We start from the raw sequence: 20,505 nt of genomic DNA on the forward strand, positions 1-20,505 counted from the left end.
AGTGTGTACGATTTCGACTACATCGCATGCGACGTCGACAGTACGTGCGGGCGCTCGGCCTCGGCGGTGCCGCCTCGCTGGCCGGCTGTACGAATCGGACCGAGGAGCGCCCGTCCGACCTCGGCTCGCTGACGCTCGCCACTGCCACGACGGCGTACGACAGCGGGCTGCTCCCCGTCCTGAACCGAGGATACGCCGACCGGTTCGGCGCGGCCGTGGAGTCGGTCGTGCGCGGGACGGGCGCCTCGCTCCGCACCGCCCGGGACGGCGACTGCGACGTCGTGCTCGTCCACGCTCGCCCGCTGGAGGACGAATTCATCCGCGCTGGACACGGGATCAACCGACGCCGGGTGATGGTCAACGATTTCCTGGTCGTCGGGCCGCCCGACGACCCCGCGGGCGTCGCCGGAGCGGGTCCCGTGTCGGCGTTCGAATCGATCGCCGACGCGGAGGCGACGTTCCTGTCGCGGGGTGATCGGTCGGGAACCCACATCCGCGAGCGCCGGATCTGGGACGAGGCCGGCGTCGATCCCGGCGGCGAGTGGTACCTCGAAACCGGTCAGGGAATGGGCGACACGCTGACGACCGCGCAGCAGTCGGGCGCCTACACCCTCGTCGACCGCGGTACCTTCCTCGCCGTGGGCGGCGACGGCGCCCTGGCGCGCCACGTCGACGCCGGCATCGACGACCCGCCGCCGCTCCTCCGGAACGAGTACGCCGTCATCCCCGTCAACCCCGCGCGACACGACGCGGCGTACCCGCTCGCGATGTCCTACGTCGGCTACCTCACCGGTCCCGGGCAGTCGCGGATCGAGGAGTTCCGGGTCGACGGGGAGCGGGCGTTCCGGCCGCTCGCCCGCTCGGCCGACCCCGAGTTCGAGCAGTACGTGCCGAGCGGCTGGCCGGAGTGAGGGCGGGAACACGACGGCGGGCCGGGGACGATTGGACCGGGCTCGGCGGACTCAATCGTGCCGGAAGCAGCGCGACCCGGTGAACGCCATCGCCATGTCGCGCTCGTCGGCCGCGGCGATCACGTCCTCGTCGTTGACGGAGCCGCCGGGCTGGATTATCGCCTCGATCCCCGCGTCGGCAGCCTCCTCGACCGCGTCCGGGAACGGGAAGAACGCGTCCGAGGCCACCACGGCGCCCTCGGCGGACTTGCCCTCGGCGTCCTTCTCCGCCTTCATCGCGGCGAGCGTCACGGCGTCGACGCGGGACACCTGCCCCATGCCGACGCCGACCGTCTCCGTGCCGGTCGCGAAGAGGATGCCGTTCGACTTGACGTGTTTGAGCGTCTTCCACGCGAACAGCATCGTCTCGACCTGCTCGTCGGTCGGCTCGCGCTCGGTGACGACCTCCAAGTCGTCGGCCGTCGGCGACTGCCGGTCGCGCTCCTGAACGAGCCGCCCGCCGACGATGGGCTTCTCGGTGAACCGCTCCGAGAAGCGATCCTCGCCCTCGCCGAGCGGGCCGACGTCGAGCACGCGGAGGTTCTTCTTCTCGCGTAGCACGTCGAGCGCGCTGTCGGTGTAGCCGGGCGCGACGACGACCTCCTTGAACGAGTCGGCGACCGCGGTGGCGGTGTCGGCGTCGCACTCGCGGTTCAGCGCGACGATGCCGCCGAACGCCGACTTCGCGTCGGTGCGCAGCGCGCGGTCGTACGCGTCCGCGAGGTCCGAGCCGACCGCGCAGCCCGCGGGGTTCGTGTGCTTGATCACCGCGGCCGCGGGCTCGTCGAACTCCTTGACGAGGTCGAGCGCGGCGTCGGCGTCGTTGTAGTTGTTGTACCCCATCCCCTTCGCGCCGGGGTTCAGCTGGTCGGCGTCGACGACGCTCGCCTCCTCGCAGCCGTCGTCGACGTACAGGGCGGCGTCCTGGTGCGGGTTCTCGCCGTAGCGCAGCGAGGCGGACCGCTCCTCGGAGACGAAGCGCCGCTCCGGGAAGTCGCCGCCCACGTCGCCCGCGACCGCGACGCGCTCCGGGCTCCCGTCGGCGTCGCGCTCGACGGTCACGCGGTCCTCGGCGAACCAGCGGACCGCCCGCGGGTACGCCGTGAACTCGGCCTCGCGGAGGACGCGCGCCTTCAGCGAGTCGGCGTCGTCGTCCTCGTACACCGGGATCGGCTCCTGGGTGACGACCGGGCCCGCGTCGACCTCCTCGGTGACGACGTGGACCGTACAGCCGGTCGTCCGGACGCCGGCGTCGAGGACCTGCTCGTGGGCGTCCGTGCCGGGGAACGACGGGAGCAGCGAGGGGTGGACGTTCAGCGTCGTCGGGACGGCGTCGAGGAACTCGTCGGTGAGCACGCGCATGTAGCCGTCGAGGCAGACGAGGTCAACGTCGTAGTCCGAGAGGCGCTCGACGATCCGGCGCTCGTGCGACGCGCGCGACTCGCCCTCGTCGCGCTCGACGACCTCGGTCGGGATCCGGCGCTCGGTCGCGGCCCCCAGCACGGGCGCCTGCTCGCGGTTCGTCAGGACGACCGACAGCTCGGCGCCGCCGGGCGCGGCGTCGGCGATGTGTCTGAGGTTCCGTCCCCGGTTGCTCGCGAGTCCCGCGATCTTCATACTCGACGGTCCGACCGATCGGGTATATCGATTGCGGTCCGCACCGCGGCAGTGTACATGATCGGGGATCGAAATGTGATTTTCGGGCGATTCGAAGCGGATTCGGATCCACGTCTGTGCGTCGCCCCATCGACACGCTTTTGCTGGCTCCGGAGGCAGTCGCGGACATGACCGACGACTCCGAACCGGCCGGCGACGGCTCCGAACCGGCCGATGACGACACCATCGCAGGGCTGTCGCGCTCGGACCCGCTCGCGGCCGTCTCGCCGCTCGACGGCCGCTACGCCGGCCGGACGGCGCCGCTGTCCCCGTACGCGAGCGAGGCCGCGCTGATGCGCGCCCGGACCCGCGTCGAGGTCGAGTACCTGCTCGCGCTGGGCGAACTCGACGCGACGCCGATCGCGTTCGACGAGGCGACCGAGGCGGCGCTCCGGCGGATATACGAGGGATTCGACGTTGAGGACGCGCGCCTGATCAAGGGGCTGGAGACCGAGGGCGCCGCGGGATACGACGCGACCAACCACGACGTGAAGGCGGTCGAGTACTTCCTCCGCGTCCGACTGGCGGAGATCGCCGGAGGGGGCGAAATCGGTGCGGACGAGGCGTCCGAGGCGCCGCTCGACGACGCCGAGTCGCTGTACCCGTGGATCCACTTCGGGCTCACCAGCGAGGACGTGAACAACCTCGCGCAGCGGCTCCTCGTCAAGCCCGCGGTGAGCGAGGTGATCGTCCCCGCGGTCCGCGAGGTGCGCGACGCCCTCGTCGAGCTGGCACAGGAGCACCGCGACACGCCGATGCTGGCGCGCACCCACGGCCAGCCCGCGACGCCGACCACCTTCGGCAAGGAGATGGCGGTGTACGCCGCGCGGCTCGGCCGCGCCCTCGGGCGGGTCGTGGTGGCGAACGGGGACCTCTCCGGGAAGCTCGCGGGGGCCTCGGGAACCTACGCGGCGCACCGCGCCGCCTACCCCGACGTCGACTGGCGGGAGTTCTCGGAGTCGTTCGTGCGCGGACTCGACCTCGAACACACCGCGCTCGCGACGCAGGTGAACCCCTGCGACGACCTCGCGGCGCTGTTCGACGCGCTTCGGGGGGTCAACAACGTCCTCCTCGATTTAGACCTCGACGCGTGGCTGTACGTCTCCGACCGCTACCTCGGGCAGGAGGCCGTCGAGGGGGAGACGGGCTCGTCAACGATGCCCCACAAGGTGAACCCGATCGACTTCGAGAACAGCGAGGGAAACCTCTCGAAGGCGAACTCGGACCTCACCTTCCTCGCCGACTACGTGACGACCTCCCGGCTCCAGCGCGACCTCTCCGACTCGACCGTCAAACGCAACGTCGGCGCCGCCCTCGCCCACTGCCTGATCGGCTACTCGAAGGCCGCGGACGGGCTCGCGAAGGTCGTTCCGAAGGAGACCGTCATGCGCGAGGAGCTGGACGCGACCCCCGAAGTGATCGGCGAGGCGGTCCAGACGATCCTCCGCCGCGAGGGCGATACCGAGGCCTACGAGCGCGTGAAGGCGCTCTCCCGCGGCCGGTCGGTGACGCTCGACGACTTCCGGGAGCTGTTCGACGACCTCGACGTCGACGAGGGGGTCCGCGCGGAGCTGAAGGCGCTGACGCCGGCCGGCTACACCGGCTTCGGCGACGGGCTCGTCGACGAGATCGACGAGTAGCGTTACAGATGGACCGGCGGGTAACGCCACAAGAGGTTTAGCGATCGCGGGAGCAGGGGGCACCGATGCCCTCCGACAACGACGAGGAGACGGAGTACTCCGTCTTCGGCGACGAACCGAACGACGAGTGGGACGACGCGGGGGACGGCGATCGCGCCGCTCCCGACTCGGCTCACACGGGAGAACGGCCCGAGTCGCTGGCGGCCGGAGACGACGACGGCTGCCCGAAGTGCGGCGGCACGGAGACGGAGACCGACGAGATCGCGACCAGCGGCACCGGTCTCACCAAGATGTTCGACGTCCAGAACCGGCGGTTCGTGGTGGTCTCCTGCGCCGAGTGCGGCTACTCCGAACTGTACAAGGGCCAGTCGTCCGGCAACGCCATCGACTTCTTCCTCGGTTAGGTCGCGCGCGGTGGGCGGCGGTCGTTCCCGGGCGCCGTCTCGCATCGACGCCCCCGCCGCCGTCGAGCGAGCGATTTTTGTCGGGCGAGGAACCAGTCGCGGTATGGTCTCCCTCCGACCGCTCGCAGCCCTCCCCGTCGTCGGCGTGATCGCCGACGGCCGCACGTATCGCCACCTGGTGTACCTGCTGATCGCGGTGCCGCTGGGATTCGTCTACTCGGGAATCGGATCGTTCGCGCTCGTGTTCGGGGTCCTCCTCTCGGTCGTCCTCGTCGGAGTCGGCCTCCTGATCGCGGCCGTTATCGGCTCGCGGCTCGTCGCCGGGCTCGAACGGTGGCTGGCGAACCGCCTGCTCGGCACCGACCTCGTCGCGGCGGACGACCTCCCGGCCGCCGCCGCCGACGGCTCGACGGGCGCGACCGCGACCGTTCGCGCCTACCTGTCGGCGCCGTCGACGTGGCGGGGGCTCGGGTTCATCTCGCTGAAGTTCTGGGTCACGGTGGCGGCGGTCGCGCCGTTCGCCGTCCTCGCGCAGGCGCTCTCACTCGTCGGCGCCCCGGTCCGGTACCCGTACGAGACGACGTTCGGCGAGGTGAACGGCGAACCGGCGGTGTGGGCGATCGACACCGCGCCCGAGGCCGCCCTCGCCGCGGGGCTCGGGGCCGTCGGCCTGCTCGTCGGCCTCCACCTGACGAACCTGATCGCGGGCGGCGCCCGACTGATGGCCGTCGCGCTGCTCGGCGAGGACGCCGGGAGCGGCGACCGCCCGCCGGGCGACGCCGGGCGCGTCACCGTCGACGGCGACGCGGCCGATCGCGAGGGCGATGCCGGCCGGAACCGCGACGGCGACCGCGATTCGGAGGAAGGGACCGAGTCGGGCGAGGGGTCCGACTCGGACGCCGACGGCTTCGAGTCCGACGCGGACCCCGCCGACCCCGACGCGGACCCCGCCGACCCCGACGCGGACCGGAACGACCGCGACTGACCCGCCCGGAGCGCTTATTCGCCTCCGAGCGTCAGGACGGGTATGGCGCCGACGCTCGTGAGCGCGGCCGTTGGGGCGCTGCTCGCGGCCGCGCTGCTGGGCTTCGCCTTCGACCGGCGCGCGGTCGCGGTCGTCGTCGCGGCCGCGCTCGTCCCCTCGCTCGACGCGGTCGCGAGCCTCGCCGTCCCCGGCGCGACGAACGCCCTCCTCCACGCCGTCTGGCTCCCCCTCCTCGCTGGTGGACTGCTGTACTGGGACGCGACGCTGCGCCCCGAGTCGACCCTCCGCGAGCGGTGGGGTCACCGCGGCGTGCGGGTCGCGTGGGTCGCGCTCGCGTCGCTCGTCGTCGCCGGGATCGGGTCGGCGCTGTTCGCCGGCGAGGGGGCGGCGCTGCTGTACCCGCTGGAGGACGCGCGCTACGTCGTCCGCGGGCGGCTCAGCTACTCGACGCGGGAGGGGATCGTCCAGACGTTCCTCGCGCTCGGCGCGGAGGGGCCGGGGATCCTGCCGATAACGAGCGTGGACGGGGCGGTCGCCGACCCGGTCGCCTCGTGGCTCAACCCCGACGGGCGCCCCGGCCTCGACCCGGGCGCCGACCGGGAGGTCAGGTTCGTCGACGGCGGGTGGCAGCTGGTCGTCGTCGCCGCCGCGGCCGCGACGCTCGCGGTCCGGTTCCGGCGGGACGGGGACGCGACGGGCGGAAACGGGGTGACCCGCTGAATGCCCTCGACGGTCGTCCACGCCGGGTTCGCGCTGCTGCTCGCGGCGGGGCTGCTCGGCGCGTACTACGACCGGCGGGCGCTCGCGGTCCTGCTGGTCGTCCTCGTGATACCGGAGGCGGACAGCTTCCTCGGGGTGGTCATGGCGGGCGCGCACCGCACGGTCGGCCACAACTTCGTCCTCCCCGCGGCCGCCGCGCTGGCGCTGTACTACGACACGCGCGTCCGGGAGCGGTCGCTGATCCGCGAGCGGCTCTCGCCGCGGTGGGTCGCGGTCGCGTGGGTCGCCGTCTTCGTCCACGTCTTCGCGCACGCCGCGCTCGACTGGACGCACCTCGACGGAGTGAACGCGTTCTGGCCGCTCCGCGACCGCTTCTTCCAGCTAAACGGGGAGGTCATCTACTCGACGGCCGACGGATTCGTCCAGACGTTCGTCGACGTGCGCGTCGACCCGGAGACGGGATCTCGGACGGTCGACGCGGGCGCCGGCGGCACCAGCGAGTCGGTCCACGTCAGCAACCCGGTCCAGCCGCGCGACCCGGACGTCGACGTCGAGGAGCCGGTCGACCGGCGGTTCCCGGTCGCGAGCAGCGGGTGGCGGCTCTACCTGGTCGGGCTGGGGCTGTTCGCCCTCGGCGCCCGACGGCTCCAAGGGGACGGCGTCGGAGACGGGGAGTGAGCGGAGGACAGTATCCGGAAGGGCCGCCCGACCGCGGCGCCCCTAACATGGTATGACCCCAGCGTAAACGGCCCCCGACGCGTAGCCAGAGGTAATGTCACCCCAACCAGACGCGGGTTCGTCGAACGCAGCCGAACCGCTCGCCGGGGAGTCGATCGCGGTCGTCGGCGCCGGCTTCGGCGGGCTCTCCGCGGCCAGCTACCTCGCCGACGCCGGGGCGGACGTGACGCTGTTCGAGCGGAACGAACACCCAGGCGGGTACGCCGGACGGATCGAGCGCGACGGGTTCCGGATCGACACCGGGCCCTCCTGGTACCTCATGCCGGAGGTGTTCGACCGGTTCTTCGAGCACTTCGGCCGCTCGACCGACGACTACTACGACCTGATCGAGTTGGACCCGCTGTACGAGGTGATCTGGAAGGACGGCGACCGCGCGTCGATGCCGGCCGACCGAGAGGGACAGAAGGCGCTGTTCGAGTCCTACGAGCCGGGGGCGGGGGAGGTCTTGGACGACTACCTCGCTGACGCCGCGGAGGCGTACGAGCTCGGCATGGACCGGTTCGTCTACCCGAGCCGGTCGCGGCTGCGCGACATGGTCGACGCCGACGTGCTCCGCTCCGGCCGCGCGCTGCCGAAGCTCCGCGAGATGGACGAGTACGTCGGCGACTACTTCGACGACGAGAAGCTCCGGCAGATCGCGGAGTACAAGCTTGTCTTCCTCGGCGGGTCGCCGTACAACACGCCCGCGATCTACACGCTGATGAGCCACGTCGACATGAACCTCGGCGTCTACCACCCGGTCGGGGGGATCGCGAGCGTCGTCGACGCGATGGCCGACCTCGCCGAGGAGCTCGGCGTCTCGGTCCGAACGAGCGAGCCGGTGACCGCGATCGAGCCGTCGGTCGCCGCGTCCGTCCCGAAGTTCACCGTGGAGACCGAGCGGCGCGACGGTGGCGGTGCGACGACGGGCGACGGCGCGTCCGGGGGCGGCCGCTTCGACCGGGTCGTGGCGAACGCCGCCCCGCCGCACGTCGAGCGCGAGCTCCTCCCCGCGGGGACCGTCGACCGCGAGTCGTACTGGGAGTCGCGGACGTACGCGCCCTCGGCGTACCTCTCGTACATCGGCGTGGAGGGCGACGTCGACCTCGACCACCACACGCTCGTGTTCCCGACCGACTGGCGGCCCCACTTCGACGCCATCTTCGACGAGCCCGGGTGGCCCGACGACCCCGCGTACTACGTCCACGTCCCGTCGAAGACGGACCCGGAGGCGGCGCCCGACGGTCACGAGGCCGTCTTCCTGCTCGTCCCGCTGGCGGCCGGGCTGGAGGACGACCCGGAGACGCGCGAGCGGTTCCGCGAGCTGGTGTTCGACGACCTCGCCGAGCACGCCGGGGTCGACTTCCGCGACCGGATCGTCTTCGAGGAGACGGCCTGCGTCTCCGACTTCCGGCAACGATTCAACGCGCCGCGCGGCACCGCGCTGGCGCTGTCGCACACGCTCGAACAGACCGGGCCGCTCCGCCCCGCGCACCGCGCGCCCGGCGTCGACGGCCTCTACTACGCCGGGGCGTACACCAACCCCGGCATCGGGATGCCGATGTGCCTGCTCAGCGGCGAACACGTCGCCGAGGCGGTCGTCGAGGACGCGACCGGCGGCGGCGTGCTCCCGTCGGTCGTCCCGACGTCGACGCTGCGGTGAGCGGTCGAATCCGTTCGTTCGTCGGCGGCGGCCTCCGCCTCACACGTCACCACCTCACTCGCCGCCGGCGTTCGATCCCTCGATCGGTTCCGGTTCCTGCGCCGCGACCCAGTGCGTGACCGTCCCCGCGTCGCCGAACAGCGGCCGCAAGGTGACGCGGTTCGCGAACGGGACGCCGTCGCGGCGTCGGTTGCGGACGTCGACGGTGACCCGCGACCACGTCGACAGCGCCTCGCGGAAGTCCGCGCGGACCTCGTCGTCGACGTCCGGGGCCTGAAAGAGGCGCGGGTTCCGGCCGCGGAGTTCGTCGAACTCGTACCCGGTCCAGTCGCGGAACCAGCGGTTGACGTAGACGATCGGCGTGTCGCGGTACGCCGGCCCGGTGAGCGTGAGCCCGAGCGGCGCGTCGTCGAACGCCCGAACGCGGTCGACGAGGGTCGCTTCGCGCTCGGACCGGTCGCCCGGGTGGTCCGGCTCTTCCGGGAAGGACGCGGCGTCGAGGTCGCGCTCGTCGGCGAGCGCCGCGAGCCGGTCGGCGAACTCCCCGGGATCGGCGTCGATCGCCGCGAGAACGTCGCTTCGAAGCGTCACGTGTGGGGTTGGACGCGCTGCGACAAGCACGTGTCGTTCGGGCGGAGGGCGCCGGGGTCGCGTCCGCGTTCCGGTCGCGTCCGCCTCACGTGATGGGGAGCTGAAACGAACGTTATGTACGTCCGGGCCCGACGGTGAGGTCACGGATGCGCGACTCCACCGTCACCGCCGTCGTCGCCGTCGGGCTGCTCGTGGTACTCGCCGGCTGCGGCGGGCTCGGCGGCGACACCGCCGGAGGACTCTCGGGCGCGCCGTCGCCGTCGATCGAGTCCGTCGACGCGCCCGAGTCGCTCGGCCACGACGAGCGGGCGACGGTCGAGGCGAGCGTGCGGTGGGAGGGGCTCGCGAGCGACGGCGGCGGTGGTGAGAGCGGGGGTTCGGCGAGTTCGAACGCGACGCTCGACCCGGTTCGGGTCGCGGTTCGGGCCGGCGACGCGACGCTGCTCTCGGAGAACCGGTCGGTCCCGGCGAACGGGACGATGACGGTGACGGCGACGGTCGACGCCGCGGCGCTCGACCCGGGAGAACGCGAACTCGCGGTGTCGGTCGGCGAGGCGACGGCGAGCCGCACTGTCGTCGTCAAGGAGGCGCGGGCGGCGACGTTCGCGGTCTCCGAGGTCGAGGCCCCCGAGAGCGTCGGGTACGGCGATGACCTCGCGGTCACGGCGACGGTGACCAACGTCGGCGACCTGGCGGGCAACCAGACCGTCCGGATCCGGTACGGGTCCGGCACGAGCGCGAACGTGACGGACGCCCGGACCGTGGCGCTCGACGGCGGCGCGGAGGCGGAGGCGTCCGTCACGTTCGCGGACGTGCGGCTCGACGGCGGCGACTATCCGGTCGTCGTGACGACCGCGAATCGGACGCGCGAGCGGGCCGTCTCGGTGGTCCACCCGAGCCCGTACGGGAAGACGACGCTCGGGCTCTACGTCGACGACGCGGCGGTCGACCGGAACGTTTCGGACGTCGTCGTGGCCGCGACGGGCTACTGGGAGCGGAGCGACGAGCGCTACCTCGGCTACCCGGTCGAGTACGATCGGGTCGACGACGAGGAGCGAGCCGACGTCGTCCTCCGGTTCGACCGCGTGGAGCGGTGCGGCGTGGAGGAGACCAACGAGACGCGGTACTTCGGCTGCGCGGACCTCCTCGTCGACGAGCCGCGGACGCCGATGACCGCGACCGTCGACCCCCGGATCTCCGACGCGGAGATGAACGCGACGATCATCCACGAGCTCGGCCACGTTCAGGGGCTCGAACACGGCGCGGAGCCCGCCGGACTGATGAACGCGACGAGCACGCTCGCGACCCACCGGGCGCTGAAGGTCCACCTGCGCGCCGACGAGGGCGCGGTCACGGGCCCCGTCGAGGACGAGGTCGCTGCCGCGCTCGACTACTTCGCCGGCCGTGACGATATCGCCGGGAACGACCGGTTCGCGTGGGAGTTCGTCGACGGCGCGCGCGAGGCGCACGTCCAGATCACCTACGACGAGCGCGGCGACGTCTGCTTCGCCGACGGCGGCGGGTCCTGTACGGTCGAGGGCGAGTACTACGGACAAGAGGACGTGCGCTTGGAGGCGTTAGACGAGGAGGTCGTCGCGTGGCACGTCGGCGCGTCGCTGGCGCCGGTGTTGCTGGAGGAGGTGCCGCCGGAGCTTACAGGCGATGCGGAGCGGCGGGAGCGGGAGGCGTGGCCGGGATAGAGTTCGGGCGGCGAGCTACTCCCGATACCGCGCTTCGAGTTCGTCGGTGAAGTAGACGTATCGGCGCTCGACGCGTTCGAAGTCCGTCCCGGGGATGAGGATCGATTCCTCCGGTGAGCCGCTGTCGCGCACCGTCTCCTCGACCCGCTCGGTGGTGACGAGTCCCCTCGATTCGAGGCTCTCGATGGCCGTTTCGGCGCTGCCGTCGCTGCCGAGAACTCGGAGTTCTTCCGCGGGGAGGCCCTCCTCGATCATGAACTCGAACGTGTCCCGCTCGATGACCTCGCCCACCTCCAAGACGTCCTCGACGAGCCGTTCCTCGGGGTCGGTCAGCACGGTCGGCTGGTCGTCTGTCGCGATTTCACTTTAGCGTTCGTGCGGGAAGGCGAACGGAGTGCTCCCGTCTCGCCGGGAGAGACTCTCGATCCCGAGCCCAGTTTTGTGTCCCGAGGATCGAACCGTCCGCGGCTCGGGCGTTCGAAAACGGTGTTCGAAGCGACAGAACGCTTATTCCACGGTGACGACTACTACCATCCATGAGTACTGGCCGGGAGATCCGCCTGATCGAGGAGGACGAGGGGGGATGGTCTGCGATCGATCAAGAGCTGAACGTCGCCAGCCAAGGTGAGACGCGTGAGGAGGCGCTTTCGAACCTCGACGAGGCGGTCGAACTGACGAAGGAAGCCCGCGAGGCGGACACGAACGCGCCAGAGCCGGACGCTCCCTGGTTCGAGGAATGAGCGGTCCACCGCGAAACTTCTCCGGCCGAGAGATCGTCACCGTCTCACCTCTTTCAATTACCGCAAAGACCGACAGCGCGGAAGCCACGCGATTCTGAAGTACACGAACCCCGACACCGGCGAGGTCCGAACCGTCACCGTCCCGCTACACGACCGGGTGAAGATCGGGACGCTCCAGTCGATCGCGGATCAGTGCGGCGCAGAGGACTTCGACGCGTGGTGTCGCTGGATCGACGAGCATCGCTGACGCGGTCACACGCGAGTTCCTTCTACGCCGCTCACTGTCGGTATCGGCGACCTTGTCGACCGCTGCGTCGCAAGAGAACGAGGAAATGAGGCGACCGGAGGGAATCGAATGGACTCGCGGGGGTCCCGCGAGCGAACGGAGCGAGTGGGACCACGCGAGGGAACGACTAAGCGAACGAAGTGAGCGCAGGAGTGGACTCGCGGGGATTTGAACCCCGGGCCTTCCCCGTGCCAGGGGGATGATCTACCACTGATCTACGAGCCCGCGAACGCATTCGTTCGTTCCGCGGTGAATATCTTAAGGGCTTCGAATCGCGGACCGACGAGGCCGCGCTCCGCCCGCGCTCAGATCCGGTCGGAATCGACGTACACGTCGAGGTCGACGTCCCGCGTCGACCCCTCTAAGTCCTGGACCGCGCGCTCGACGACGCGCTCGGCCTCGTCTCTGATCAGCGGGATCGCCTTCTTCAACACCCAGTCGAACGAGACCAGCCGCGGGAGGTCGAGCGCGTCGGAGCTGGCCGATCCGGGGTCGAACTGGACTTCGAGTGCGACCTCGCAGGGGGCGTCGTCGGTCGCGTCCGCGTCGTCGTCGTCGTCGCCCTCGACGCTCTCGGGCGGCGTCACTCGCCAGCAGCCGCCGGCGTCGATGTCCTTCGTGATCTCCCAGTCGATGCGCTCGGGCGGCTCGACGCCGGTCACCTCCGAGCGAGCGGTGTAGGAGATCTTCCACCACGCGAACGTGAGCGCGTACTTGGTCCCGGGACCGCCGTCGCCGGTGACGGTCCGGACCTCGCGGAGGTACTCGGAGTAGTTCGCGTACCGCGGGAAATCGAGCAGGAAATCGTACACCTCCTCGGGGTCGGCGTACACCTCCGTTCGCACGACGAGTTCGTCCACGTACTGGGGTTCGGGCGGCGCTTATTAAACGGACCGGCGATGGTACTCGTTCAATATCTCTGTGGTGGTCGCTCTCCCGGCCTCGGCCGCTCGGTTATAAATGAGAGACTGTGGATCGGCGGCGTAAACCTCCAAAGCCCCAGCCGCTCGGTTATAAATGAGAGACTGTGGATCGGCGGCGTAAACCTCCAAAGCCCCAGCCGTGAGGCCGCAGTACGCTCGTTGCGCTCCTCGTCACTCGCTTCGCTCGTTCCTGCGGTGCTTACGTCGCCTACTGCGGCCTCACGGCTGCCCCTTTGAGTCCCACCCCGCACCGCACAGCACCGCACCTCACACCTCCCCAGCCTCGTCGCTGGCGCCGGCGGCGCCAGCGACTCCCTCGCGCGTGCTGCTCGCGCCCGCCGGGCGCTCGCAGGCACGCGCCACCGCACTCGGTCGGTTCTTTATAAGTGATCGGCGGGTCGAGAGCCGCAATCGTCGGAACCCGGAACGGGCCGCCGAGGCCGCCGGATACATGGGGCCTCCGGCGCTCGTACGCCTATGGCTGCCGACGAGCGCAACGCCTTCGAAGTGTACCGCGACCGGGTCGACCGACCCCTGGGTCGGCTGTTCCGCGAGTACGGGGCCTCGGAGGCCCACTGGCTCGTGATCGGAATGGTCGCCAACGTCGTCGCCCGGGTCGCGGGGCTGATCCCGCCGGTCGTCCTCGGCGTCGCCATCGACGCCGTCTTCACCGGCACCGGCCCCTACACGCTTCCCATCGTTCCCGACGCGTGGCTCCCCACGGAGGCGGACGCGCAGTTCCGCCTCTCGGTGATCCTCATCTTCGGGTCGTTCATCGTGACGGGCGTGTTCACGTACGTCTACGGCATCGCCGCGAACAACTTCGCCCACCGCGTGATGCACGCGGTCCGCACCGACTCCTTCGACCGGATGCAGCGGCTCGACATGACCTTCTTCGACGACAAGCAGACCGGCGAGGTCATGTCCGTCCTCAACAACGACGCCTCGAACTTAGAGGTCTTCCTCGATAACGCCCTCCAGAACTCCGCGCGCCTCGGCGTGATGCTCGTGGGGATCGCGGGCGTCCTCGTCTACTACAACTACGAGCTCGCGATCGTCACCCTGGCCGCGGTCCCGCTCATGTTCCTGTTCACGCTCTGGTTCATGCGCGCGGTCGAGCCGCGGTACGTCGCGCAGCGCTCGGTCGTCGGCGACCTGAACACCTCGCTCGAAAACGCGCTGTCGGGCGTCGAACTGGTGAAGACCTCCAACACGGAGGCCCACGAGAGCGAGCGCGTCGAGGACGCCTCGTTCTCGTATTTCAAGCGCACGATGTCGATCCTCCGGCTCAACTACGTCTACCGGCCCGGGATGGAGCTGCTGGCCGGGCTCGCCTTCGCCGCGACATTCGCGGTCGGCGGCTTCTGGCTCGCGAACGGCCCGCCGGGCCCGTTCACGACGGAGCTGACGGTCGGCACGTTCGTCACCTTCGTCCTCCTCACCCAGCAGTTCGTCGCCCCGCTCGCCGAGGTGTCGAACATCATCGACCAGTACGAGAACGCGAAGGCCTCCTGCGAGCGCGTGTTCGGCCTGCGGGACATCCCCGTCCGCATCGAGGACGACGACGACGCGGTCGAACTCGGCGGCGGGACGCGGAGCGACGGCGGAAGCCAACAAGCCGGCGGAACCGACGAGGGTAGCGGCGGCGTGACGCCGGCCGGCGACCCCGACCGCGGCGGCGTCGCCGGCGCCGTCGAGTACGACGACGTCTCCTTCGCGTACCCCGAGAACGCCCTCGTCGACCCCGAGGACGCCGAGGAGGAGGTCCTCAGCGGCGTCTCCTTCACGGCCGAGCCGGGCGACACCGTCGCCCTCGTCGGCCCGACCGGCGCCGGGAAGTCGACGCTGCTCAAGCTGCTCCTCCGGCTGTACGACGTCACCGACGGCGCCATCCGCGTCGACGGCCACGACGTCCGCGACGTGACCGTCGAGAGCCTCCGCTCGTCGGTCGGCTACGTCGCGCAGGACACGACGCTGTTCGATGGCACCATCGCGGAGAACATCCGCTACGGACGGTTCACGCGGATCGACGAGGCGGGCGCAGAGGGCCTCGACGAAGACGAGGTCCGAGAGCGCGTGGTCGAGGCAGCGAAGGCCGCGGAGGCCCACGAGTTCATCGACTCGCTACCGAACGGGTACGAGACGCGGATCGGCGAACGCGGCGTGAAGCTCTCCGGCGGCCAGCGCCAGCGGCTCGCCATCGCCCGCGTCGTCCTCCAGGACCCCGCGATACTCATCCTCGACGAGGCGACCTCGGCGGTCGACACGGAGACGGAGATGCTGATCCAGCGCTCGCTCGACCGGCTCGCGGCCGACCGCACCACCTTCGTCATCGCGCACCGCCTCTCGACGGTGACCGACGCCGACACGGCGCTCGTGTTAGAGGACGGCGAGGTCGTCGAGCGCGGCACCCACGACGACCTGCTCGCCGCGGACGGGCTCTACGCGAAGCTCTGGGGCGTTCAGGCGGGCGAGATAGACGAGTTGCCGGAGGAGTTCGTCGAGCGCGCCCGCGAGCGCCACGTCGACCGCGCGGTCGAGCGGGCGACGGCGGAGAGCGAGGTCGACTCGGAGACGCTCGACTGACCGCAGGCGACTTTTCTCCGAGCCTCAGTCGTCGCTCGACACCTGACCGGTCGCGTCGGCGTCGGCGTCCGGCACCGCGGCGGCGGGCGCGGGCGGCTCCTCGCGCACGTCGGCGCCCGTGCCCTCCGCGATGACCTCGGCGTACGCGTCGGGGAAGACGCGGACGAAGTCGTCGAGCGCGGCCTCCCAGTCGTCGAGCAGGTCGGCCGCGCGCTCGCTGTCGGTGTAGGCGCGGTGGTTCTCGACGAGCCGGCGGAGCATCCGCTCGTCGGACTCCTCGAGCGTCTCGGAGACCGACACCATCCCGCGGTTCACGCGGTCGCCGAGCCGGTCGTCGGGGTCGTACACGTACGCGACGCCGCCGGACATCCCGGCCGCGAAGTTGCGGCCCGTGTCGCCCAAGACGGCGACGACGCCGCCCGTCATGTACTCGCAGCCGTGGTCGCCGACGCCCTCGACGACCGCCCGGACGCCCGAGTTGCGGACGCCGAACCGCTCGCCCGCGACGCCGTTGACGTACATCTCGCCCGACGTGGCGCCGTACAGACAGACGTTACCCGCGACGACGTTCTCCGTCGGGTCGTACGCGGCCTCGGCGGGCGTATCGATCACGATTCGGCCGCCGGAGAGCCCCTTCCCGACGTAGTCGTTGGCGGCGCCCGACAGCTCCATGGTGATCCCGGGCGCGAGGAACGCGCCGAAGCTCTGTCCGGCCTCGCCGTCGAACCGACAGGAGATGGTGTCGTCCGGGAGCCCCTCGCCGCCGTGCTCGGAGACGACGCGGTTCGAGAGCGTCGCGCCGACCGCGCGGTCGACGTTGCGCACGTCGCGGGTGAGCGCGACCGGCGCGCCGTCCTCGATGGCCGGCGCGGCCTCGTCGATGAGGTCCCAGTCGAGCAGGTCGTCGATGCCGCCGTGGGGCTGCTCGCGGACCTTCGTGCGGGACTCGCCCGCGGGCTCGGCGATCACCGCGGAGAGGTCGAGATGTTTCGCCTTCTCGTGGTCCGTCTCGCGCTGGGTGAGCAGTTCGGGGCGGCCGATGAACTCCTCCAGTTCCGTGTACCCCTGCTCGGCCATGATCTCGCGCAGCTCCTGCGCGATGAACGTCATGTAGTTGATGACGTGGTCCGGCTGACCGGGGAACCGCTGGCGGAGGTCCTCGCGCTGGGTGGCGACGCCGACCGGGCAGGTGTTCTCGTGGCACTGCCGGGCCATCACGCAGCCCGCGGTGACGAGCGACGCGGTGCCGAAGACGTACTCCTCGGCGCCCAGCGCGGCCGCGACGGCGACGTCGCGGCCGGTCCGCAGCCCGCCGTCGGCCGACACGCGGATGCGGTCGCGAAGGCCGGTGGCGCGGAGCATCTGGTTCGCCTCCGCGAGCCCGAGCTCCCACGGCAGGCCGGCGTTCTTGATCGACGTCTTCGGCGAGGCGCCGGTCCCGCCGTCGTGGCCCGAGACGTGGACCACGTCGGCGTTCGCCTTCGCGACGCCGGCCGCGATGGTGCCGATGCCGGCCTCGGAGACCAGCTTCACGTTGACATCGGCCTCGGGGCTGGCGGCCTTCAGGTCGAAGATGAGCTGCTTGAGGTCCTCGATGGAGTAGATGTCGTGTTGCGGCGGCGGCGAGATGAGCCCGACGCCGGGGGTCGAACACCGGACGTGCGCGATCATCTCGTTGACCTTCTTGCCGGGGAGGTGGCCGCCCTCGCCGGGCTTCGACCCCTGCGCCATCTTGATCTGGAGCTCCTCGGCGCTCGCGAGGTACTCCGAGGTGACGCCGAACCGGCCCGAGGCGACCTGCTTGACCGTACACTCCTTCTCCGTGTCGAACCGCTCGGGCGGCTCGCCGCCCTCGCCGGTGTTCGACTTCCCGCCGATCCGGTTCATCGCGACCGCGTTGTTCTCGTGGGCCTCCGGCGAGATGCTCCCGAGGCTCATCGCGGCCGTCGAGAAGCGCTCGACGATCGATTCGACGGACTCGACCTCGTCGACCGGCACCGGGTCGCGGTCGGAGTCGAACTCGAGCAGGCCGCGCAGCGACTGGAGCTCCTCGGTCTGGTCGTTCACCAGCTCGGCGAACTCCTGATACTGCTCGTAGTCGCCGCCGCGGACCGCCTGCTGGAGCGTGCCGACGGTCTGGGGGTTCCAGCCGTGTTTCACGCCCGAGGAGCGGTGCTCGTACTCGCCGATCGTCTCCAGCTCGGGGTCGGCGCCGAAGGCCATCGCGTGGCGCGTGCGGAGGTCGTCTTCGATCTGTTCGATCCCGATCCCCTCGGTGCGGATCTCGGTCCCCTCGAAGTACTCGGCGACGAAGTCGGAGTCGAGGCCGACCGCCTCGAAGATCTGGGCGCCCTGGTACGACTCCATCGTCGAGATGCCCATCTTCGCCATCGTCTTGAGGAGGCCGTCCTCCAGCGCGTGGCGGTACGCCGCGAGCGCCTCGTCCTCGTCGGCGCCGTCCGGACCGGCGACCACGTCGGCGATGGAGGCGTACGCGAGGTACGGGTCGACCGCGTCCGCGCCGTAGCCGACGAGCGTCGCGAGGTGGTGGACCTCGTGGGGTTCGCCGGACTCGACGACGACGCCCGCGCGGTTGCGGAGCCCTTTCCGGACGAGGTGGTGGTGGACCGCGCCGGTCGCGAGCAGGCTCGGTACCGCGAGGCGGTCCGGCCCCACAGCGCGGTCAGAGAGGACGACCACGTCCGCGCCGTCCTCGATGGCGGCCGCGGCGTCCTCGCGGACTCTGCTCACGGCGTCGACGAGCGAGCCGTCGCGGTCGTAGGTGACGTCGACGGTGACCGAGGTGAACGAGGGCCCGCCGGACGCGTCGTCGTCGCCGTCGCGGTCCCCCGGACTTCGCTCGCCCGGCCCGGGGAGGTCTCGCAGAGCCGTCGTCTCGGCGTCGGTCAGGATCGGGGTGTCGGCGACGATCTGCTCGGCGTGTTCGGGCGTCTCGTCGAGGAGGTTCCGCTGGTTGCCGATTCGCGTCTCCAGCGAGGTGACGAGCTCCTCCCGGATGTAGTCGATCGGCGGGTTCGACACCTGCGCGAACAGCTGCTTGAAGTAGGTGAAGAGGGGGCGGTCGACGTCGGCGAGGACCGAGAGCGGCGTGTCGTCGCCCATCGAGCCGACCGGGTCCTTCCCGTCCTTCGCCATCGGCTCGACGAGGTGGTTCAGCGAGTCGGTGGTGTAGCCGAACGCGGCCTGGTGGGCGCGGACGGTGGGTTCAGTTTCGTCTTCGTCGTCCGCCTCGCTCGACTCACCCGTATCGTCTCCTTCCCCCACAGGCTCGGCGTCGATGCCGGCCGCGACGCCGTCCTCGTCGGTGAGCGCGTCGAGGTCGACCTGGCCGTCCTCGACCCACTCGCCGTACTTCTCGTCGGTGAGTTCCTCGAACACCTCGTCGTCGGGGACGATCCGGCCCGCCTCGGGGTCGGCGACGAAGATCTCGCCGGGCTGGAGTCGACCGCGGCGCCGCACGTCGGCGGGCTCAGTCGGGAGCGCACCGACCTCGCTGCCGACGACGAGTCGGTCGTCGGTCGTCACCTCGTAGCGGCACGGGCGCAGCCCGTTGCGGTCCAAGACGCCGGCGACGCGCTCGCCGTCGAAGCCGATGACCAGCGCGGGGCCGTCCCACGGCTCGACGAGCGAGGCGTGGTAGTCGTAGAAGTCGGCGCGGTCGTCGGCCATCAGGTCGTCGCCGCGGAACGCCTCCGGGATCAGCATCCGGAGCGCGTGGGGGAGGTCGCGGTCGGTCTGGAGCAGGAGTTCGAGCGCGTTGTCGACGCTCGCGGTGTCCGACTGGTTCGGGTCGTCGATCACCGGCTTGATCGTGTCGAGCTCGGCCCCGAACGCCGGGTGTTCGAGGTCGTTCTCGCGGGCGCGCATCCAGTTGACGTTGCCGCGGATCGTGTTGAACTCGCCGTTGTGGACGATGTTGCGGTACGGGTGCGCGAGGTGCCACGCGCCGAGCGTGTTCGTCGAGAACCGGGCGTGGACCAAGGCGACGTGGCTCGCGAACCGCTCGTCCGTCAGGTCCGGGTAGTAGCCGTCGAGCTGCGAGCCCTTCAGCAGGCCCTTGTAGACGACGCGCTGGCGGTCGAGCGAGCAGACGTAGAAGCGGCCGGCGCCGTCGACGTCCGACACCGCGTTCTCGATCTCGCGGCGGGCGGCGTACAGCGCGCGGTCGAACCCGAGCAGGTCGGGGTCGACGTCGTCGGACCGATTCTCCTCGCTGGTGAACCGCTGGGCGAGTCCCGCGCCCTCGACGGGCGCGACGAACACCTGCGACACCTCCGGCTCGGAGTCGAGCGCCGTGGCGCCGAGGTCGCTGTTATCGGTCGGGACGGAGCGCCACGCCAGCACCTCCAGCCCGTAGACGGCGCACACCTCGGCGATGACGTCGTGGATCTCCGCCTGGACACCCGGTTCGGGCGGCATGAACACGGAGCCGACCGCGTACTCCTCGGGGAGGTCGGCGTCGACGACCTCGCGGAAGAACTCGTCCGGACGCGCGACCATGATCCCCGCGCCGTCGCCGGTGTTCTCCTCCGCGCCCGTCGTCCCGCGGTGTTCGAGGTTCTCGAGCAGTTCGACCGCGTCCGCGACGGCCTCGTGCGACGGCGCGCCGTCGAGGTCGACGACCCCGCCGATGCCGCAGTTCGACCGGTCGTCCGTCGGCGCCGCGAGCCCCCCCTCCTGACCCGAGGACTCCGAGTCGCGTACGCCCCGGGTGGTACTACGTGACTTGGTCATACACTCGCGTACGAGTGAACAGTTAAAGGTATGACCCTGATAGGGGTAGGATCCATCGTACACACATTAGGGAATATAAGGTAATTATTCATCACGGGTGGTGACCAGATCACACACCACGGTATCGATCAGAAATTCTTCACTACGAGCCACATATTGACGGATTCTACAGGAATTCTCCGCGGTCGT

At 70.5% G+C, this 20,505-nt stretch carries 15 protein-coding genes, 1 tRNA gene and 1 pseudogene; 11 read left to right on the forward strand and 6 right to left on the reverse strand.

Going from position 1 to position 20,505, the window contains the following annotated elements:
• The first annotated feature begins 26 nt into the window (after positions 1-26).
• Positions 27-911, forward strand: a complete 885-nt coding sequence (locus DVK07_RS06375) for a substrate-binding domain-containing protein (RefSeq protein ID WP_121596278.1) — start codon at positions 27-29, stop codon at positions 909-911.
• A gap of 51 nt (positions 912-962) precedes the next feature.
• Here DVK07_RS06375 and purH read toward each other — a convergent pair whose 3' ends face one another.
• Positions 963-2,567: a bifunctional phosphoribosylaminoimidazolecarboxamide formyltransferase/IMP cyclohydrolase gene (gene purH / locus DVK07_RS06380; protein ID WP_121596279.1), complete on the reverse strand. Its 1,605-nt coding sequence runs from the start codon at positions 2,565-2,567 to the stop codon at positions 963-965.
• 167 nt (positions 2,568-2,734) lie between these two features.
• Here purH and purB point away from each other — a divergent pair, with 167 nt between their 5' ends.
• From purB to DVK07_RS06410, 6 genes are all read left to right on the forward strand, one after another.
• Complete coding sequence (purB, locus tag DVK07_RS06385) at positions 2,735-4,246, forward strand: adenylosuccinate lyase (RefSeq protein WP_121596280.1); 1,512 nt, start codon at positions 2,735-2,737, stop codon at positions 4,244-4,246.
• A 65-nt stretch (positions 4,247-4,311) separates the two neighbouring features.
• Entirely contained in the window at positions 4,312-4,650 is a 339-nt protein-coding gene (locus tag DVK07_RS06390; protein ID WP_121596281.1) for a zinc ribbon domain-containing protein, read from the forward strand.
• A 103-nt stretch (positions 4,651-4,753) separates the two neighbouring features.
• Positions 4,754-5,635 (forward strand): sensor domain-containing protein, encoded by an 882-nt coding sequence (locus DVK07_RS06395; protein ID WP_121596282.1) that lies wholly within the window; start codon positions 4,754-4,756, stop codon positions 5,633-5,635.
• A gap of 42 nt (positions 5,636-5,677) precedes the next feature.
• On the forward strand, positions 5,678-6,355 hold the full coding sequence (locus DVK07_RS06400; protein WP_121596283.1) for a hypothetical protein: 678 nt from the start codon (positions 5,678-5,680) through the stop codon (positions 6,353-6,355).
• Complete coding sequence (locus DVK07_RS06405) at positions 6,356-7,033, forward strand: metal-dependent hydrolase (protein WP_121596284.1); 678 nt, start codon at positions 6,356-6,358, stop codon at positions 7,031-7,033.
• A 94-nt stretch (positions 7,034-7,127) separates the two neighbouring features.
• A complete protein-coding gene (locus tag DVK07_RS06410; RefSeq protein ID WP_121596285.1) occupies positions 7,128-8,735 on the forward strand; it encodes an NAD(P)/FAD-dependent oxidoreductase in 1,608 nt (535 codons plus the stop codon).
• Between the two features lie 54 nt (positions 8,736-8,789).
• Here the strand turns inward: DVK07_RS06410 and DVK07_RS06415 are convergent, their stop codons facing one another.
• Positions 8,790-9,326 carry a PAS domain-containing protein gene (locus tag DVK07_RS06415; RefSeq protein ID WP_121596286.1) on the reverse strand — a complete coding sequence of 179 codons (537 nt, stop codon included), beginning with the start codon at positions 9,324-9,326 and terminating at the stop codon, positions 8,790-8,792.
• Between the two features lie 146 nt (positions 9,327-9,472).
• Between DVK07_RS06415 and DVK07_RS06420 the strand changes: the two genes are divergently transcribed.
• The gene (locus DVK07_RS06420; protein WP_121596287.1) at positions 9,473-11,026 is read left to right on the forward strand and encodes an Ig-like domain repeat protein; all 1,554 of its coding nucleotides are present in this window, start codon (positions 9,473-9,475) and stop codon (positions 11,024-11,026) included.
• A gap of 15 nt (positions 11,027-11,041) precedes the next feature.
• Here the strand turns inward: DVK07_RS06420 and DVK07_RS06425 are convergent, their stop codons facing one another.
• Positions 11,042-11,362 carry a hypothetical protein gene (locus DVK07_RS06425; protein WP_121596288.1) on the reverse strand — a complete coding sequence of 107 codons (321 nt, stop codon included), beginning with the start codon at positions 11,360-11,362 and terminating at the stop codon, positions 11,042-11,044.
• Between the two features lie 200 nt (positions 11,363-11,562).
• Between DVK07_RS06425 and DVK07_RS06430 the strand changes: the two genes are divergently transcribed.
• Positions 11,563-11,766, forward strand: coding sequence for a type II toxin-antitoxin system HicB family antitoxin (locus tag DVK07_RS06430; RefSeq protein WP_017342706.1), 204 nt, complete (start codon positions 11,563-11,565; stop codon positions 11,764-11,766).
• Positions 11,763-12,013: pseudogene (locus tag DVK07_RS06435) on the forward strand (type II toxin-antitoxin system HicA family toxin). The gene DVK07_RS06430 and the pseudogene DVK07_RS06435 overlap by 4 nt, the downstream one beginning before the upstream one ends.
• Before the next feature lie 192 nt (positions 12,014-12,205).
• Here the strand turns inward: DVK07_RS06435 and DVK07_RS06440 are convergent.
• Positions 12,206-12,277: transfer RNA gene (locus DVK07_RS06440), tRNA-Ala, on the reverse strand.
• 80 nt (positions 12,278-12,357) lie between these two features.
• Positions 12,358-12,912: an SRPBCC family protein gene (locus DVK07_RS06445; RefSeq protein WP_121596289.1), complete on the reverse strand. Its 555-nt coding sequence runs from the start codon at positions 12,910-12,912 to the stop codon at positions 12,358-12,360.
• A 540-nt stretch (positions 12,913-13,452) separates the two neighbouring features.
• On the opposite strand from DVK07_RS06445, the gene DVK07_RS06450 reads away from it, so the two are divergent.
• On the forward strand, positions 13,453-15,561 hold the full coding sequence (locus tag DVK07_RS06450; RefSeq protein ID WP_121596290.1) for an ABC transporter ATP-binding protein: 2,109 nt from the start codon (positions 13,453-13,455) through the stop codon (positions 15,559-15,561).
• 24 nt (positions 15,562-15,585) lie between these two features.
• Here the strand turns inward: DVK07_RS06450 and gltB are convergent, their stop codons facing one another.
• Complete coding sequence (gene gltB, locus DVK07_RS06455; protein WP_121596291.1) at positions 15,586-20,316, reverse strand: glutamate synthase large subunit; 4,731 nt, start codon at positions 20,314-20,316, stop codon at positions 15,586-15,588.
• Positions 20,317-20,505 lie beyond the last annotated feature (189 nt).

The organism is Halorubrum sp. Atlit-26R, from assembly GCF_003666015.1.
Taxonomy (GTDB): Archaea; Halobacteriota; Halobacteria; order Halobacteriales; family Haloferacaceae; genus Halorubrum.

Excerpts from the sequence above, each read along its gene's own strand:
- DVK07_RS06375 (WP_121596278.1), top strand. The coding sequence starts at position 27 with ATGCGACGTCGACAGTACGTGCGGGCGCTCGGCCTCGGCGGTGCCGCC.
- purH (WP_121596279.1), bottom strand. The coding sequence starts at position 2,567 with ATGAAGATCGCGGGACTCGCGAGCAACCGGGGACGGAACCTCAGACAC.
- purB (WP_121596280.1), top strand. The coding sequence starts at position 2,735 with ATGACCGACGACTCCGAACCGGCCGGCGACGGCTCCGAACCGGCCGAT.
- DVK07_RS06390 (WP_121596281.1), top strand. The coding sequence starts at position 4,312 with ATGCCCTCCGACAACGACGAGGAGACGGAGTACTCCGTCTTCGGCGAC.
- DVK07_RS06395 (WP_121596282.1), top strand. The coding sequence starts at position 4,754 with ATGGTCTCCCTCCGACCGCTCGCAGCCCTCCCCGTCGTCGGCGTGATC.
- DVK07_RS06400 (WP_121596283.1), top strand. The coding sequence starts at position 5,678 with ATGGCGCCGACGCTCGTGAGCGCGGCCGTTGGGGCGCTGCTCGCGGCC.
- DVK07_RS06405 (WP_121596284.1), top strand. The coding sequence starts at position 6,356 with ATGCCCTCGACGGTCGTCCACGCCGGGTTCGCGCTGCTGCTCGCGGCG.
- DVK07_RS06410 (WP_121596285.1), top strand. The coding sequence starts at position 7,128 with ATGTCACCCCAACCAGACGCGGGTTCGTCGAACGCAGCCGAACCGCTC.
- DVK07_RS06420 (WP_121596287.1), top strand. The coding sequence starts at position 9,473 with ATGCGCGACTCCACCGTCACCGCCGTCGTCGCCGTCGGGCTGCTCGTG.
- DVK07_RS06430 (WP_017342706.1), top strand. The coding sequence starts at position 11,563 with ATGAGTACTGGCCGGGAGATCCGCCTGATCGAGGAGGACGAGGGGGGA.
- DVK07_RS06450 (WP_121596290.1), top strand. The coding sequence starts at position 13,453 with ATGGCTGCCGACGAGCGCAACGCCTTCGAAGTGTACCGCGACCGGGTC.
- gltB (WP_121596291.1), bottom strand. The coding sequence starts at position 20,316 with ATGACCAAGTCACGTAGTACCACCCGGGGCGTACGCGACTCGGAGTCC.